Consider the following 17,502-nt stretch of genomic DNA (forward strand, 5'->3'; position numbering starts at 1 on the left):
CATTAAAAGCTCACTTTAACCGGAATACCAAAAACATGATATTGTTTTGGAATAGGTGATAGCGGGGCAATAATAGCGATTAGTTTATTTTGTCGCGTAGCAAGTGGGTTTATTTCAGAGATAGGAAGTTTTTCAGCGTAACTAGGCGTATTGGTTATTTTTCCATCTACGGTTTCACCATCGGGAAAGGTAATAGTAATTTTCTTTCCTTGATAAATTTTATCGAGATACTGTGGCTCAATAAATGCTATAATTTTTAAGTTTTCTTGGGTGACTATCGATAATAATTGCTGGCCGCTGGCAACAAATTCATTGTTATAAGTATTGATGTGCATGATAGTACCAGCTTTGGTCGAGTGAATTATAAAGTATTTTTTCTTTTCTTGTAGTTCATTGATTTCACTATCTATTTCACGCATTTTTCGTTGGTAACTTACCTCTAAGGTTGTCTTATTACGAAGTTTTGTTTCAATGATTTCCTTTTGCAAATTAGAAAATACACGTTGGGCACTAACATAGTTTTTCCTGGCTTCTTCCAATTGCAGTTCGGACATGTCGCCATTCTTCATGTAATTCTTAAATCGCTCATAAACTTCTTTACTTATCTGGATATCCTGGGATGCAATTTGCAGCATTGTGTCAAAAGGTTGGTAATTTTGCAGACTCAATTGCTCAGACAATGCTTTGAGTAACTGCTTTTCTTTGCGCAAATAATTTAATTTTACCTCTAAAGTAGGTGATTTAAACTGAAGTAAGGGGGTACCGGGGACCACTTGTTGGCCTGCCCGAACAGTAAGCGATTCAATATATCCTGCACCTGGAGCACGAATTGTAAAAGTATCAAAAACCACTAAGCCTGAAAAACTGACAAAAATATATTCTGAAACTAGTTTTGTCATTAAAAAAATCAAGGGCAAGCTAATTAAAATAATGAGTAATAACCACCTCATTTTGGGGGGGGTACGTGTTCCACTGCCATAATTAGTTGCCAAGTGCTCACCTGAGATTTTTTTAAATTTAATAGCCATTATTTGCTCTTCCTGATTACCCACCAAGGTGCCATGGTTGTATCTTGGTGTCCTTTAAAGAATATTTCATTCGTGATAAAAACAGCAGCCATGGTCCGGATGAACTGCTGATAAATAGGTGTAATAACTATCCAACCTATTAATTTTAAATCTTGCTTAGGTCTTTCGGAGACTAATAGCAAGAAGACAATAAATAAAAAAGTCGTTGTTATTAGATAATAGCTATAAACAATAATGCTAATAGCTAACATGGTTGAAAAATCAAAGTGTAGCAGCAGGTAAAGATAATAAAGTAAAATCAAGAATGGTAAAATCAATTGATAATAGAGAGCATACCAACTAAGCAAAAACATTTTTTTGCCCCCCATAATTTTACTGCTAAACATGCGCCAATGACGACGGATATAAATATAATATAAATCCCCATCCCATCGCATTCTTTGCTTTAATAAGCGACGAAGAGTATTAGGTGCGGCTGTCCAGGCGATGCTCTCAGGTTCATTGACAATTCTAAATTGGGGGTAGCGTCTGCAATAGGCATGGATTCGCAAAGTTAAATCCAGGTCTTCTGCAGTGCCGCTCATCCAGCCCCCTATTTGTCGTAAAAACTGGGTTCTAAAGACACCAAAAGCCCCAGAGATATTATTAGTAATATTAATTTCTGTTAAACCAAAGCGCCCTAATTGAATACCTATCATATATTCCAAGGCTTGGAGTTTTGTTAAAAAAGTTTCACGCCAGTTTCTAACTCGAATTGCTCCCGAGACTGCAATAACATTGGGATCAGTAAAGTGTTTAGTAATTTTTATAAGAGTAAGATTATCAATAGAAGTATCGGCATCTATCATAACGAGAATTTCGCCACGCGCCATTTTTAAACCTAAATTCATTGAGCTGGCATGGCCACCTCTCGTCTTTTTTTCAATGATACGAATGGAGCAATTTTGAATGTTCTGATACTTCAGTGCTAATTGTTTCATACTGTAAACAGTTTGATAGTTTCTTTTAGCATCATCAATTACAAAAAGTACTTCTATTTTGCCGCAATATAGCTGTTCAACTACTGAACGCAAGGAAATCTCTAATTCTTCTTTGCTTTCACTGTAAGCCGTAATCACGACGCTAATTAATGGATGAAATGTCGGTTGTTGCTGATTATTAAAATGGATTCGTAACCAACCTCTAATAACATATATCAGATTGATAAGATAAAAGGGGAGCTCTAATAAAATGACAAAAGGGAAAAAGAAAGCAATGAAAAACCAGAGGTTTTGTGTACTTAATGCCATCGTAAAATACAGATAGGTCTGGTAGAAAAAATCAGTCATTACTATCCATCCTTGAGTGCAAATTGGCTATTAGAAACTCAGTACCTTGTTGTGACTTTATCATTTCATGGGAGGTCATAAAGCCAATGTTAACAACTAATTTGTTTTCGCTGCTGCTGAGTTTTTGTTGTTCGCTGAACTCTTTGATCCGGCTTAATAATACGTCACACCCTGTTTCATCAGTCATAGGTAAAAAAAACAGGACAAATCCCTCTCCCCGAGAGGCTAAATCACTGTCTCTAAAAACTTGACGTAATCGGTCATAAAATTCAATAAGTAATTTTTCAGCATGAAAGATCCCGAACTCATTGAGAATGTCATCTTCATTAATTATCTTCAGGGCAAGAATACTAAAATGGAAAGTCTTATAACGGATGGCGAGCTTGGTTTGCCATTTTATGACAGTAAGAAAAATGTCAAAATCAATAAATTCAAAAAAATCACTGATTTGTGTCTGTAATTTTTTCTCTATGCCTCGAGCTAAAAATTCACCGCGTTTGGTTAGTTTGTAATTATGTAATTTGCGAGAAACCAGGTTTTCTGGCGCGGTTATTCTAGAGCAACTCATGCAAATGATATTTACCTCTGCATCCAAGAAATAAAAGCCACACTGATTACATAATTTATCCTCTAGGGGTTTATCATAATCAATGCCTATATGTCTTAGATTTGCGCTACAACGTGAGCATATTAAACGTTCTTGCCTTAAGAATTCACTAAATGGACTGATATTGCCACAAGAAAAGCAATGAATAAATTGTTGGGTCTTAATATCAATGGAATGACAATTAGGACAAGAGTTTTTGTAGTTTAGTAGCCCAGAATAACAGTGAGGACAGGTGTGAATTTCATCAATTAGTTTTTCTTGTTCGAGTAAATCACGAGAAACTAAATTTTGCAAAAAACTCCATTCATCAAAACTATTTGAATTATGAATAAGTGTATGAAGTAGAGGAAAATTTATTCCTTTGGCTGAATGAGAGGTTAAATGGCAATGAATGATTGTATTAGGACGGGTAAATAAATAACTTAGAAGCAATAACTCTTCATTCTCTAAGAGTTGCTCGCTAGGAAGCAATTGAATACGTTGATTAATTTCTTTTGCAATAGTCAACGATGTTTTTTCTAATGAACCGTCAAAAATATCGGCGTTTGGCTCATCGATTTTGCCAATATAAAAAATAGGTGTAAGACAATAAGCCTTTTGCTGCCTTAGTTTTGCTATAAGCTTAAGGCTTTTTTTGTAATCATTTAACACCAGAGCAATAGCAAAACAACCCTCTTGGGGTAGGTCTTTTTCCGATAATGCCCAATTAACTGAGACGGGAAGATCAAAATGCTCTTTTTGACTGCCTATAATCCATAAGGTTTCGTCATCCATGAGAACCTACCTTTGAGTTAATAATAGTTGTATATAATTTAATTTTGATACAATTGAATAAGTTCATTGAATTTAGCGACTCGTTTTTTATTAAAAGACGTATAGCATTCAATTAATGAAAGAGGCTGTAGAGTTCCTCCTTTATTTTGAAGGCTCTCAAAATCACATTCTTTCTTGCGATAGCTCAACCAGGCTTTCTGGGTATCGATGAATAAGTTTTGATTCGTTTTTGATAAAATCCCCAATAAAGCATTGTATTGCTTGTTTAACAAATTATCATAAAACGTGTATTCGCTGTTTGCACAGGCTTTCATGTCAACTGTTGTCACTGCTTTGTCATAGCAAGCCTTTATTTTTTTTAACTCCTCTGTAGACTGATTTAGTCTGGCTGCTGTTTTATTTTGAGGAATGTCGCCTGGGAAAAACTCCTGGTTATCAGGATCGTGAGGGATATTTAAATTTTCCAATTGTTGCGGCGTAATTTCGGAAATCGGTTGATTTATGCAGGGGATATAGGAAATAAATTTTCCATTTTGTAATAAAATAATTCCGTTTATTTCCCATCCTTTACCGATGCCACTGTACAAAATATAGTCGTCATTATTTTTACTAAAGCGCAAATAAATACCGCCACCGCCGCTAAACATCTGTGAGCGACCCATAAAAGCTTTGTTTGGAGGTGTTTGTTCAGATGGATAGCTCAATTCAATATTTTGGGGTTGACCAAATCGATATTGCATGTACCCGCTAGTTGCCGATAAATTCTTAGAGGCACAAATGGAGGCGATTTTGTTACTTTTTGTAGGGCATGTAAATAAAGTTTGCTCGTTACTTCGACATAATGAGTTATTTTCTGTCGCGCTATTTAATGCAAAAGGAAGAAGGAAAGATAGCAAAACTATGTTTTTCTTATTCATAATATCTAATCCTTAAGATATTTATTTTCAAATATAGCTTATTTATTAAGAAATAATTCATATTTTCTAGTGAAATTTTAATTGATAATATGCTTTTTTTGCTAGAGAAAGATTATAAAATCCCCAGCTATTATCGATCTTTTATCCTTCGGATTTACTATAAAAAGAAAAGAGGCATTAGCATGGTTAATTTTAGTGATCTTAGTATTAAAAAATTCCTGGCAGATTATTGGCAAAAAAAACCTTTAGTAGTTCGTCAAGCTTTACCTACCTTCGTTAGCCTATTGAGTCCTGACGAGTTAGCTGGTCTAGCTATGGAAGAAGATATTGAAAGTCGCATTATATTTGAAACTCCTAATAAATCACCTTATTGGCATCTCAGACGTGGACCCTTCACAGCTAACGATTTTAAGCGCTTGCCCAACACACATTGGACTTTACTCGTCCAAGCCGTAGATCGCTTTATTCCTGAGGTAGCGTTGATGCTCGATCATTTTAATTTTATTCCTCAGTGGCGAGTCGATGATGTCATGATAAGTTACGCAGCAGAGCTGGGAAGTGTAGGGCCTCATTATGACAATTATGATGTTTTTTTATACCAGGCAATGGGAAGACGAAAGTGGTCATTAACCACAAAAAATTGCTGTGTGGAAAATAGTATATCTGGTATTGAATTAAGGATTATGGAAGATTTTCAGATTGAGGAAGAATATATTCTCGAAGAGGGCGATATGCTCTATTTGCCTCCTCATGTAGGCCATTATGGAGTAGCCATGTCAAAAGATTGTATGACCTATTCATTCGGTTATAGGAGTTATCAAGCCCAAGAATTATGGGATAGTTTTGGTGAATATTTAGCTGACAAGAAACAAGCGGGTATCTTATATGAAGATCCTGACTGGCGCGCTATGAATACATCTTCAGAGTTATTGCCGCAAGCGTGGAAAAATGCCAGAGACTTAATGCAGCAATTGTTATCTAATGAATCTCAACTTAAGTTATGGTTCGGCACTTTTGCAACTAAGTTGGATCAACATGCTGAAGAACTTTTGCCCATACCCTTATCTCATGAGGTTTGTTTGGATGTGTTTATGCAAGAGCTAAAAATAAGTAAGCAGCTTATGCGTAATCCTTTATGCCGATTTGCTTACCAGGAATCAGAAAGAGACTCTGTTAATCTATTTATTAACGGTTATCAGTGGAATATTGAAGGAGTCTCTGTAGCATTAATCAAACTTATTGCTAATAACCGTTCATTATCGCTTAAGGAGTTGCAGCCATTCATGAAAAATGAAGCTGATAAATTCTTTCTTTTCGAGTTATGGAAATTGCAATGGTTGGGGATGAGCGAGAATTAAGTTTTAAAAATTTGGTACAAAGTTTGCAATTAAACTTGCAGAATTATTTAATAAGGGATTGGCAAATGTTAAAAAAATATATTGTCTGTCTAGCTTTAGGGTGTTTATTTTATAATTTGTCATTTGCTCAAGATCGTGAAATTGCTATCACGATCGATGACTTGCCGTTTGTTGGCTCTTGTAATAATAATCCTGCAAAATTAAAGCGTGAAAACGATCGATTCATGCAAATTTTACAAACTTTAATTAGCAAGAATGTTCCAGCAACTGGTTTTGTGATTGCTGGTTCAATAGAAAAGGGGCAATGGGAGCTTCTGGAGCAATTTCGTCAAGCAGGTTTTAAATTAGGTAACCATACGTACTCTCATAAAAGCTTAAATAGTGTTACCGCAGAAAAATACATTGATGACGTAGATCGAGCCGATAAAGTTTTAACCCCTTTGTTCCCTGAGCATAAATATTTCCGCTATCCATATCTTGCAGAAAGTTCAGGAGAAAAGAAACAAGCGGTCTACGATTATCTTGCTGCTCATAACTATACGGTCGCCCCAGTAACCATTGATAGTAAAGATTTCGTATTTAACCAACAATTGTTCGCTATTCCTTATCGACTACGTGATAAAAATTTAAATCAACTGAAAAAAAGATATCTTGCATTTATTTGGAGCCAAACCCTTAAAGCAGAAAGTAGAGCTGCTAAGGCTAATCCAAATAAACCTGTAAAACACATATTGTTGATTCATGCTAATTTGCTAAATAGCCATTTTTTAGGTGACATTATTGATTTATATCAACAAAATGGGTACCGCATTATTAGTTTGGAAGAGGCCTTAACAGCACCTGCAGAAGCTATAAATACACCAGCAGGTGAGAATGAACGCTATGAAATGTTTTTTAATGATAGTGTCTTGAGGTCTTTATTTAATCAAAAGAGTTAGCCTTAAGGGAAAATTACAAATGCTTCCTTTGGGGGGCAGGGAGGTTTGTAAGTTTCGTGTGAAACTTTGGTTCTTTCGTAGAGGCAGGTTTATTTGAAACGAGAAAAACTCTTAAGGCTTTTTATTCTCGGGTGCTTCTATCTCTAAACTGGCAAACTCTTTTTTCAATCGTTCTACTGCATGTTGAGGTAACAATAGCCAATAATGTCCTTCATTTTTCATATGACCGGCGATATAGGTAGCTTTTTTACCAGCTCCCCAGAAGACATCCCCTCTTACTAATCCACGAATAGCACCACCAGTATCTTGAGCAATCATCAAACGTTGGAAGGGTTTTTTGTCATCGCTATGTTTGTCTGGTCTTGTCGTGGTTAGCCAGAGTGGGGTGCCAATAGGGATCCATTTCAGATCAACTGCTAATGAATAACCTGGTGTTAGAGCGACTCCTTGCGTACCCAATGCTGCATTTTGTGGAAGCATATTAAAAAATACAAAGGATTTATTTTGATTTAGAACTTTGTTCATTTCCTTAGGATGTTTCGTCAAGTATCGCTTAATTCCTTGCATGGAAGCAGTATGCTTGGTCATTACACCTTTGTCGATTAGAACCTTGGCAATAGCAGTATAAGGCTGGCCATTTTGTGCGGCATAGCCGAGATAAATATGCTCCCCATTAGGAAGCTCTACAATTCCTGAGCCCTGAATTTCTAGAAAGACGCGATCAATAGGATTATCAAGCCAAACTAAGACTTTAGCTTTTTTCTTAATAGCACCCTTATTGATTTGTTCACGATTATAGTAAGGAACAACTTTATGCCCCGTCACGCGTCCAATCAGCTTCCTATGCTTAAGGTTTGGATCAAATTGACTGAGATTTATAGTGACTAAGTCAGAGGGTATGCTATAGATGGGTACATTATACTTATCTGTTCGGGTAAGGCTTCCATAAAGAAGGGGCATATAGTAGCCGGTGAATAAGCCCCGTACAGACTGATTGCTGTAAAATTCAACTGGGGTAAACCATTTTTGAAAAAATTCTCTTGCATTTTTATTAGTGATGGGGGAGATTGCAAGAGCTGCTTGACATGCTGGGTGCCAATCTTTGGCTTTTAAATTTAAATGATGGCTGCCGACAGTTTTTTCAGGATTTTGTCTAAGGAAGGTTTTGCACGAAACCCGAAAAGTCTTTAGTGATTCCTGAATATTGGCCTCATTCCAACCAGGAAGTTGAGAAAAAGAACCTTGTCTAAGCCTCAGAGGTTTCGGTTGTGGCCAAAACCACCACCATACACAAAAGCTGGTAACAACTAGTACAACTGCGAGTAATGAGTAAAGTAATGTTCTTTTCATTGGGCAAATTTTACACGAAATGGAATTTAATGCAACTCAATTTAACAGGTAACTGATAATGTCCTACATAAAATTGTCAAAGCATGGGGAGACTCCGTTCGAAAAACTTTTAGGTTATGTTCCTGAAATTTCTCACAAATGGGCTCAACTTGAAAGTGCTTTTTTTCAAAGTCAGACTTTTTCTTCAGAGTTTCTTGAGCAAGTTAGACGGGCTTTGGCCTTTAATAATTTATGCCAATATTGTATGGCAAAAGCAGGAAAACCTGATGAGAATCCAGAGTCAATAAAATTGGAGCAAGCCTTAAGTTTTGCTAACTGTTATGCAATAGACCATCAGACGATTGATGAACAATATATCGAACAGATGAAGCAATATTTCTCAGAGGGTGAGTTGGTTGAACTTATTGCTTTTTGTAGCTTTATTTCTGCTGCGCAAAAATTCGGTGCTAGCCTAGGATTGCAGCCCCGTGAATATTATGTTGAGTGAGATACTAGCGATAGGCATGAGCTAACACAATTTGTAGGCCAGCGGCAGTTAGATTTAGAAAGTTGTAACCCGGATCGATTGTTGTGCGCTCTAGCCATTCATTGGCGATACAAATATCTGTTAGTTTATGGACTTGCTCTAAGGTAACGTCATCACCAAATTTTTCGGCGAGTATGGCTACAGTATTTTGGTCCATGCTCAAAAAAACTTTGTCACGGCTCGTTCCCTGAGTTCTCATTTCATTGTAGAAGAGTAATAGGATGTCCAATTCATTCATAATTAATCCTTTTTAGGATCCCCAATTTAAATATAGCTTAAGATAAGATGTCTAATAAGGGGGATAAATGTGTTAATCAGTATCCTTGAGATTTATAAAATTTAGATTTCACTGCGTAATAGACAGTTGGTAAAATAAAAAGAGTCAGCAATGTGCCCATACTCAATCCACCGAGAAGGACGAAGCCGATTGCATGACGAGCCTCAGAGCCGGCATCGTGTGATAAAATGAGAGGTATAACACCAAAAAGCATAGCTCCTGTAGTCATCAAAATAGGGCGTAAACGTAGAACAGCTGCTTGTTTTATTGCTTCCAATAAGGGTAGACCATTATCTTTTAGTTGGTTCGCAAATTCAACAATTAATATTCCATGTTTACTTATCAAGCCTACTAATGTGATGAGTCCGATTTGAGTGTAAATATTAAAGGATTGCTTAAACACATAGGCAAAAAACAAAGCCCCACAACTTGCCAGCGGTACCGTAAACATAATAATTAGTGGGTCGATGAAGTTTTCAAATTGAATGGACAAAATGGCAAAAATAAAGAAAATTGATAAAACAAATAGAATCAACATGGTGTTCGAGGATTGTGTGTAAGCTTTTGCGGCACCTTCCCAGCTCATTTTGTAATGCTTAGGTAATTCATTTCTGGCAATCTCCCAAAGCTTACCCATGCCTTTTTTTATGGATTCATTAGCATGTGGTTTTACATGCAAGATGGTTGAGCGCATTTGGTTGTGATGATCAAGCGTTGGCGGTTGGGCTTTAGATTTCATTGTGGTCAGGGCCCCTAAGGAGACATGTTTTCCTGCTGGGGTGGAGAGATATAATTCATTTAAGGTCCAGGGCGAATGCTTTCCTTTAATGGTTAGGTTATAAATCACACCATCTTTTTGAAAGTTAAGAGATTTATCACCGCTGAAGAATACTTCAATGGTTTTTGCTACCTGTTTTGCGGAGAAACCGAGTTGGGCTAGTGCGTTGTTGTCAATATCAATACTATAGCCCATAGAGTCCAAGCGGAGATCATAGCGCGTTGATTCAAATTGGCCCTTTTCATCGAGTGTGGCCTTTAATTTCTCTACCTCGCCTAATAATTGACGAAAATTATCGGCTGTTGAAATTACTAAAGCCAGTTCTGTACCACTACCTGCATCATCAATCCCGGGTAAAGCTGTATCCCAGCTCCATACGTAAGAGTCCATCGATGGAAAATTATTAAGTTGTGGCTGTAGGCTAGCTACTAATTGCTCAGCAGAATGTTTTCGTTGAGTATGTGGCTTGAGTGGAAGGACAATACTTGCGCCCCAATCACCAATAAAAGTCAGTTGATTATTAATTTCTGGTAGATTTTTCACTTTATTTTCTATCAGTGGTACTTTGTTATCTAGGGTTTGAACGTTATCTCCAGCAAGTAATGGAGTATATACTCCAATTAGCCCACGATCTTCTTTGGGCGCGGTTTCCCGAGATAATAAATTGTAAAAAAATAAACTAAGGCTGATAAAACAGCCTATCCCTGTAAAAATAATTTTTTTCCTATTGATACCATGGTTCAGAAGGTTAGCGTATTGTTGTTCAATTCGGCGAAGAAAAGAGTCAAATTGTGGCCATAATTGCCGATTCCTCTTGTTTAAGAACTTCGCGCACATTAAGGGAGAAAGTGTTAATGACACGAGTCCAGAAATAAATACGCTTCCTGCCAAAGCGACTGCAAACTCAATAAAAATTTGCCCGAGCATGCCCGGTATAAAGGCAACGGGAGCATAAACACTTGCAAGAGTTAATGTCATTGCGACAATTGCAAAACCAATCTCTCGAGAACCTTGCATGGCAGCGTTCATTGGAGACAGGCCTTTCTCAATATGACGCCAAATATTCTCCAAAACAATAATGGCATCATCGACAACTAAGCCTACAGCAAGTACCATGGCTAAAAGTGTCATGAGATTGATGGAAAAACCAAATAATTTTAGAAAAATCAAAGACCCTAATAAGGAAATAGGAATAGTAATCAAGGGAATGACGGTTGCTCGGCCATTTCTTAAGAAGATAAAAACGATAATAAGTACTAAAAGAATTGCCTCCAAAATGGATGACTGGATATTTTTTAATGAAGCATTAATGAAATCTGATTGATCAATAATAATTCTTGCTTTTATATCATCAGGTAAGTTCTGTTGTAACGACATCAGCTCACGACGAACTAATTTTGATACCTCAAGGGGATTCGCGTCATCTGCGCGATTAATTGACAATACCAAGCCGGCATGACCATTTACCCTTACCCGCATGCGTTCATTGTCTGTAGTTAATTTTACCTTCGCGAGAGATTTTAGGAAGATAGGATGATGATTATTGCTTCGTATCAATAGGTTTTCATAGTCTTGTATTGTTTTTAACTCGAAGTTTAGGGTGCTTGGAATTTTGTTCTGAAAATTACCTGTAGGAAGGGAAATGCTGCTTCTTGAAATGGCATCAAATATTTCATCGACATTGACCCCAAAAGAAAATAGCTTCTTTGGATCAAGGGTGATGGCATAAGTATAGGGCTGTCCCCAAACGTCAACGGAGGAGACACCGTTTAAACTACGAAAAGAGTTTTTTAAATTAAGGTTGGCAAAATGAGTTAATTCGCCAAAATCAAGGGAGGATGATTCAAGAGCAATGCCTAAAAAGGGTAACCCATTTGATTTTTTTTGCCTTTCAATGGCGGGGCTTCTGACTTCCAACGGCAACAAAGGCTTTGCCAATGCAACGGCATCTTGAGTTGCACTCAAAGCTCTGTCCATTGATGTACCAGAGCGAAAAGATAAGGTAATATAAGAGGAGCCTGAACTTGATTGTGAAGTAATGGTTTCTAATCCTTCAACACCTGCTAGACGCTCTTCTAAAACGTTGGTAACTGCCGATTCAACGAGTTCTGAACTGGCATTCGGATAGGCGGTAGAGACAGTAATTATCGGGAAACTAATATTGGGATATTCGCGAATAGGCAAAGCATGTAAACAAAGCAAGCCTAATACGATCAGCACACAGTTAAAGACAATGGCTATAACTGGATGCTTAATGAAATAATTAGGCAGTTTCATGGTTAATTATCAGCCCTGGATTTTGATTTATAAATCCCAACGGTCATTCCGGGATATAGACGTTCCTGACCATTTATCACGAGAATGTGTCCTGTTTTTAATCCTGAAGTTATTTCAATGCGAGATTTGTTTTGTAGACCGGTTTCAACTGAAGTTAATATAACTTTATGATCCTCTACAATATAAACAAAATGTTTACCATTTTTTAGAAAAACGGCTTGATAAGGAATAACTAGAACCTTTTTCTTTTCCTTGACCACTAATTCGACATCAACACTAGCACCTATTACACAATCTTCACAGACAATGTCCACATCAGCAGGACACATGTGTGTGTCCTCATCTATCATTCTCTGAATATGGGTAAGCCGATATTCGGTACCTAAGATGCGAACATGTTGGCCTTCTTTTAAACTTTTAATATTGGTACAGGGTATGTCGAAATCAACTGTTAAGCGAGCTGGATCATAGATAGTGACAATCGGATCTCCCGCATTAACTTGTGTTCCCTCACGTTTTTTATAGGCTCCAATAATACCATCAAAGGGTGCGTAAAAACGCATAGTATCTAATTCTATTTTAGTTTGTGAGAGATTCTTTGAAGCTTCTATCCATGCTTGTTTTTTCTCTTCTACTTCTTTCGCGCTAATATAGCCGGTTTTAAGTAGTTTGGATAATCGGTCATATTGAGTGTGAGCAATTTTTTCGGCCGTTTCGGAAAGTTGATGATTTTTTTCCATATCTGGATTGTCAATTTTGGCAATTAACATGCCTTTTTGTATTTTTTGGCCTGTGGCCACTAAAGAGTCTAGCATGCCATTGGCCTTGGCTATTAATACAGTAGCGTGTTTGGGGCGAATAGTACCGATTAACTCTGTGGTTTGTTGGATATCATGAGGAGTTATTTCTTCTACTTCGACTATTTTGATTGCATCGTTATTAATTTTAGCTTTAGAACCAAAAAATAATTGGTAAGCAAAAGTAAGTAAACCGCAAACGAAAAAAAATAGAGCTACTTTTATGAGAATTTTTCTTTGAAGTATGCGACGAAAAATAGACCTAAGACTCACAGTATCCTCATTCAGTAAAGTCAAACTGCAAATTAATAGTTATGCACTCTATCATAGAAATAAAAAAATTAGCCATTTTTTTGTTAATTGCAGTCAAATTTAAAATGATCTCCTGAGGGTAGTACCCGACTGAATTGGAGCAATTGCTGTTTAAATTCTGATGCATATTTTATATCAGTTGCGTAAAAATAGACTGTTTTATTGGCTGCACTTACTCTTGGCATATCAAAATATAAGCATCCTAAAGAAACCCATTCTTTGGGAATTGCTACAAACCAATTTTTATAAAGCATGACCAATTTTACTTTTGATTTTCTTGTGGCTTGTGCCATCCATAAGGCGCTTTTTTCGGAACTTCTTTTTTTATAAATCTCATAATTTCCTAATCCAAAAAGATCTAAAACATAATAAGGATTATTAAAAGAAACCCATCCGATATCATTGACGGCAACCGGTGATTTTACCCAATAAACTGCGAATTTACGCATCTGATATTGTTGTTGGTAAATGTTATTGGCGGCATAAGGGATACTGTACAATACCGTAAAGTAAGGATAACTACTCAGGATTAACCCGACTAAAAAAAATAAATAACATGGGGTAGAATTCTTAATACGCTGATCACTATCAAAATATAAATAGAATATAAGTAGTAAAATAGCTGCATATAGATAAAGCTCGTAGCGATGGAACCAATTAAATTTTCCTAAAAATAAATGCAATAAAAGGCTAAAAGTAACTACAGTTAATAATTTCTTTTTGATTGAGGATAAATTTGAGAAAAAAATAAGAGCAGGGAAGGTTAGCAAAAGGGTGAAGAAAATTAGGCCCTGTCGTTGCGTTAAATTTAGGTTAAATTGATCAATTAATTCTTCACCTAAGGTAGAGTATTGGCCAAAACCAACTTTATTCAAAATAGAGCAGGCTAAAAAAGGTTGCCCAATGTGAAGCAAAAACAGAGAAAATAAACTCAAAAATGCTAATACAATGATAAGGGTATAAATAACTTTTTTTCTGTGTCCTTGGTAGAACAAAAAAATTAATGCTGGTACAGAGAGCGCTAAATTCTCATAGCGTATTAATGGTCCTATTACAATAACCACGGATAACCATAAGGGAAAAGATTGATCTCTACTTTCAATGATAATTCCGTAGATTAAAAGAACACTAAAAAGCATTTGTAGAGAATGCTCCATGCCTGAAAATATTAGCCCTACCAAATTAAGTGATGGGATTAGTAAACAAAATAAAATGAGTGGTTTCCACTGAATTTTGGTGCTTTGTGTGCTTACAGATAAACAAAGGGAAATGAAAACAGATAAGATTAAAAGAGATAATAAACTATTAAATAATAGTGGGATAAATTCGAAAAAAGAAAAAGAAGAAAATGGAACTAGGAGAAAAGGCCACAATATGCTTGAAGAAGGACTTGAATATTCACCACTATTAAAACCATATCCACCTGCGGCTATTTGTTTGGCAAGAGAGAGATGAATATAGGGGTCATCCAGCGTATAACTAAACACACCATTATTAAGATGAAGAATTCTTAACCACTCAACCACAATCAGCAAAATTAGTAGTAGAAAGGGAAATAAGTAATAAATTCGTCGAGGAAAAGAAATCATTTCAGCCTATATCATCCTCATTGCTTGAATAGATAGTTTTATACAAAATTGATTATAAATCTACAGCGTAAATAACGGATAAGATGAAAATACAGGTGATTTTTATGGCTCCGTTGCAAAATCGAAATTGCCTATATCATACATATGTTCAAAACGGAGCCCTGCTATAATGATATATAAATTATGCTTTAGGTGATTCTAATGCCACTGCTTAAACCCATACAATTTGCCCCAGGGATAGAAATCAATGTAGAGCAGCTAACAACATTTTTTAAACTTACGGAGAATATACCATTTACAAAATTGCTCGCGTCTTCTGCTGATGGAACATCAATTTTATCTGTATGCGAACCATTAAGAAGGCGAGCCTTAGTATTTAATATTCAGCAAGGTAGGATAATACAATTTGGCAGCGGTTATCTTACATTTGATGAATTACAAGAATTATTAAGTACAGCACCTGATAATCTGCAACCATTAAAATCTCAACTTAATACATTTATTCTTGAGATGCGAAAACATCTCGCAGAATGCGAATCGCTGAATCAAATAGAAGAAACAGTTTTGAGGAAGAATATAGAAACCATCAATAATGAAGGTTTAAGTTGCTTACGCCGTAATGAAATCAGATTAAGAGAAGAGGCTACAAAAAGTGAGGTCGAGAAAACAGTTGTAATTCCTGAGCATGCTTTTATTGTTAAAGATATTTCAGATAACGAGCCTCTATATTTAGGAACTCCAGATATAGGTTCTTGCATGGTTTTAGTCATTTATAATTCAGTAACAAAAAAACTGGGTTTAGCGCACTTAAATAATGGTACAGTTGAAGGTTATCGTAAATCGCTGGAATCTTTTTTTAATCAGTGTGGTGGCAGTTCAGAAGTACCAAACCATATTTATGTGATTGGTTATGATATATTTGAACGACCTCTAACCAGATCTCTAAACACTCCGATGGCTCGTATAGATAATATACAGCGCTCCCTGGTTTTATCTATTTATGAATTTATTGAACAGCGACAGGATAGTAAATTAAGAGGTACTTATTTTTCTTCTCTAGGAAAAGGAGTGGTTTTTGTTTCGGGCTCTACTCAACAATGTCAAATTTTTATTACTAATGACGAATCATTTTGCCCTGTTTTAAATAAAAATTATAAAAGACAAACAATTGCTGATTGCATATGCTTTCAGGAGTTAGTTGACTACAATCGACTAATGCCAATGTTGCCTTTGAATAAATCACGATATAGTTTTTTACCTGAAAAAGAGGAAACAAAGATATCGTCAAATCCGCAAGATTTGACAAAAAATAATTCAAGCTTCCCTTGATATTGGGGCTCCCTAGTCGCCTTGTGTTAATCCATCCAAACACAATTAACAACGCTACCAAAATCGGCCGTTTACCAAGTGCTATTAGTTCTGATGTTTTTTACCATGCTTGAAGACCGTTTGTTCTGTTTCTTCATGAGGGCAGACATCATAAAGAACAGCCCCAACATTGGATGGTACTGGTTGCAGCCATTGCGATTCTTTTAACGCCGCTGTTGCTTGCTCACACCCCATTTTTATCCCTTCATCAATGGCGACAGAGGAAAAAGCGTAATCTTTAGAAGACAAATCACTCATTAAGCCGTGGCGATGGAACCTCACTAATACCATAATCGTTTTGCAACCCATAGCGCGTATTTCCTGTGCCTTAGGCTCTCTTTTTATATGCTCTGGCAACATATCGTAAAGTTCGCTAATACCATGACGCATGTCATGTGCTTCGCAAAATGATTTAATGACTCGTTTATAATGGCTTGAGTAAGTCATATCTTTCTGTTTCAACAATACTTCATCTAAAGTTGTTGGATCACTACTCTCTGGATCAAAGAGATGTACCATAAAACATAAGGTGCTGACGCGTGGAAGGTCATTTAAAATAACTTCGATTGGGGTATTATTGACTATACCGCCATCCCAATAATATTGACCATCAATTTTAACTGCTGGAAATCCTGGAGGCAGGGCACCGCTGGCCATGATGTGTTCAGCACGTATTTCTTGATGATTCGTGTCAAAAAGAACTAATTGGCTATCTTTCAAACGAACCGCAGATAATGTTAAACGAGTTTTCCCACTATTTAGAAGATCAAAATCAATTAAACTTTCTAGGGTTTCTTTTAGTAGGGAGGTATCATAAAAGCTAATTTCATCCGGCTTGGAGTTTGATAGGAAATGTGGATTTATCAAGCGCGGCATGAAAAATCCTGGTTGTCCGAAAAAAAGGGTAGCATGCGCATGGAGTTGATTATATAACCGACGCAGATCGATATTTTCAAGGTATTCATCCCACCAAGAGAAATGTGTAGGTGTGGAGATAATTCGCCAAAATTCCTTCAATTTTGCTACCCGATTTTCGGGTTTATTTCCAGCAACAATGGCGGCATTAATAGCTCCAATAGAGACACCACTTACCCAGTCTAGTTGATACCCTGCATTGTGAAGAGCTTCGTAAATGCCTACCTGAAAAGCTCCTAAGGCACCGCCTCCTTGAAATATGAATGCAACACGATTCCAAACAGGCTTAGCTTGTAGTTGCTTTTTCATTATACTCCTCCTTGATGCTCATCATTCTTTTGATGAATCTGAGTGATGAGCTAA

General features: G+C 36.5%; 14 protein-coding genes. 4 read left to right on the forward strand and 10 right to left on the reverse strand.

Features of this window, described 5'->3' with window-relative positions; genetic code table 11:
- Positions 1-2: 2 nt before the first annotated feature.
- The 4 genes from Lbru_RS02760 to Lbru_RS02775 are packed head-to-tail and all read right to left on the reverse strand — an operon-like array spanning position 3 to position 4,654.
- Positions 3-1,028 carry an HlyD family secretion protein gene (locus tag Lbru_RS02760; RefSeq protein WP_058440653.1) on the reverse strand — a complete coding sequence of 342 codons (1,026 nt, stop codon included), beginning with the start codon at positions 1,026-1,028 and terminating at the stop codon, positions 3-5.
- Positions 1,028-2,356 (reverse strand): glycosyltransferase family 2 protein, encoded by a 1,329-nt coding sequence (locus Lbru_RS02765; protein WP_058440654.1) that lies wholly within the window; start codon positions 2,354-2,356, stop codon positions 1,028-1,030. The genes Lbru_RS02760 and Lbru_RS02765 overlap by 1 nt, the downstream gene beginning before the upstream one ends.
- Positions 2,349-3,737: a TackOD1 domain-containing metal-binding protein gene (locus tag Lbru_RS02770; protein WP_058440655.1), complete on the reverse strand. Its 1,389-nt coding sequence runs from the start codon at positions 3,735-3,737 to the stop codon at positions 2,349-2,351. Before Lbru_RS02770 ends, Lbru_RS02765 begins: the two co-directional genes overlap by 8 nt.
- 38 nt (positions 3,738-3,775) lie before the next feature.
- Positions 3,776-4,654: a lysozyme inhibitor LprI family protein gene (locus tag Lbru_RS02775; protein WP_058440656.1), complete on the reverse strand. Its 879-nt coding sequence runs from the start codon at positions 4,652-4,654 to the stop codon at positions 3,776-3,778.
- A 182-nt stretch (positions 4,655-4,836) separates the two neighbouring features.
- On the opposite strand from Lbru_RS02775, the gene Lbru_RS02780 reads away from it, so the two are divergent.
- Complete coding sequence (locus Lbru_RS02780; RefSeq protein WP_058440860.1) at positions 4,837-6,012, forward strand: JmjC domain-containing protein; 1,176 nt, start codon at positions 4,837-4,839, stop codon at positions 6,010-6,012.
- 65 nt (positions 6,013-6,077) lie between these two features.
- A complete protein-coding gene (locus Lbru_RS02785; RefSeq protein WP_058440861.1) occupies positions 6,078-6,950 on the forward strand; it encodes a polysaccharide deacetylase family protein in 873 nt (290 codons plus the stop codon).
- Between the two features lie 111 nt (positions 6,951-7,061).
- Here Lbru_RS02785 and mltA read toward each other — a convergent pair whose 3' ends face one another.
- Positions 7,062-8,300 carry a murein transglycosylase A gene (gene mltA / locus Lbru_RS02790; protein WP_058440657.1) on the reverse strand — a complete coding sequence of 413 codons (1,239 nt, stop codon included), beginning with the start codon at positions 8,298-8,300 and terminating at the stop codon, positions 7,062-7,064.
- Positions 8,301-8,358: 58 nt separating this feature from the next.
- Here mltA and Lbru_RS02795 point away from each other — a divergent pair, with 58 nt between their 5' ends.
- The gene (locus tag Lbru_RS02795; RefSeq protein ID WP_058440658.1) at positions 8,359-8,787 is read left to right on the forward strand and encodes a carboxymuconolactone decarboxylase family protein; all 429 of its coding nucleotides are present in this window, start codon (positions 8,359-8,361) and stop codon (positions 8,785-8,787) included.
- Positions 8,788-8,791: 4 nt separating this feature from the next.
- On the opposite strand, the gene Lbru_RS02800 is transcribed toward Lbru_RS02795, so the two are convergent.
- The 4 genes from Lbru_RS02800 to Lbru_RS02815 all read right to left on the reverse strand — a co-directional run bounded on the left by Lbru_RS02800 (position 8,792) and on the right by Lbru_RS02815 (position 14,856).
- The gene (locus tag Lbru_RS02800; RefSeq protein WP_058440659.1) at positions 8,792-9,064 is read right to left on the reverse strand and encodes a hypothetical protein; all 273 of its coding nucleotides are present in this window, start codon (positions 9,062-9,064) and stop codon (positions 8,792-8,794) included.
- 76 nt (positions 9,065-9,140) lie between these two features.
- A complete protein-coding gene (locus tag Lbru_RS02805; RefSeq protein WP_058440660.1) occupies positions 9,141-12,158 on the reverse strand; it encodes an efflux RND transporter permease subunit in 3,018 nt (1,005 codons plus the stop codon).
- Positions 12,159-12,160: 2 nt separating this feature from the next.
- The gene (locus Lbru_RS02810; protein WP_058440661.1) at positions 12,161-13,228 is read right to left on the reverse strand and encodes an efflux RND transporter periplasmic adaptor subunit; all 1,068 of its coding nucleotides are present in this window, start codon (positions 13,226-13,228) and stop codon (positions 12,161-12,163) included.
- Between the two features lie 83 nt (positions 13,229-13,311).
- Complete coding sequence (locus tag Lbru_RS02815; protein WP_058440662.1) at positions 13,312-14,856, reverse strand: hypothetical protein; 1,545 nt, start codon at positions 14,854-14,856, stop codon at positions 13,312-13,314.
- A 201-nt stretch (positions 14,857-15,057) separates the two neighbouring features.
- Between Lbru_RS02815 and Lbru_RS02820 the strand changes: the two genes are divergently transcribed.
- Positions 15,058-16,185, forward strand: coding sequence for a hypothetical protein (locus Lbru_RS02820; RefSeq protein WP_058440663.1), 1,128 nt, complete (start codon positions 15,058-15,060; stop codon positions 16,183-16,185).
- Positions 16,186-16,269: 84 nt separating this feature from the next.
- On the opposite strand, the gene Lbru_RS02825 is transcribed toward Lbru_RS02820, so the two are convergent.
- Positions 16,270-17,448 carry a patatin-like phospholipase family protein gene (locus tag Lbru_RS02825; RefSeq protein WP_058440664.1) on the reverse strand — a complete coding sequence of 393 codons (1,179 nt, stop codon included), beginning with the start codon at positions 17,446-17,448 and terminating at the stop codon, positions 16,270-16,272.
- Positions 17,449-17,502 lie beyond the last annotated feature (54 nt).

It is taken from the genome of Legionella brunensis (genome assembly GCF_001467025.1).
In the GTDB taxonomy this organism is placed as follows: Bacteria; Pseudomonadota; Gammaproteobacteria; order Legionellales; family Legionellaceae; genus Tatlockia; species Tatlockia brunensis.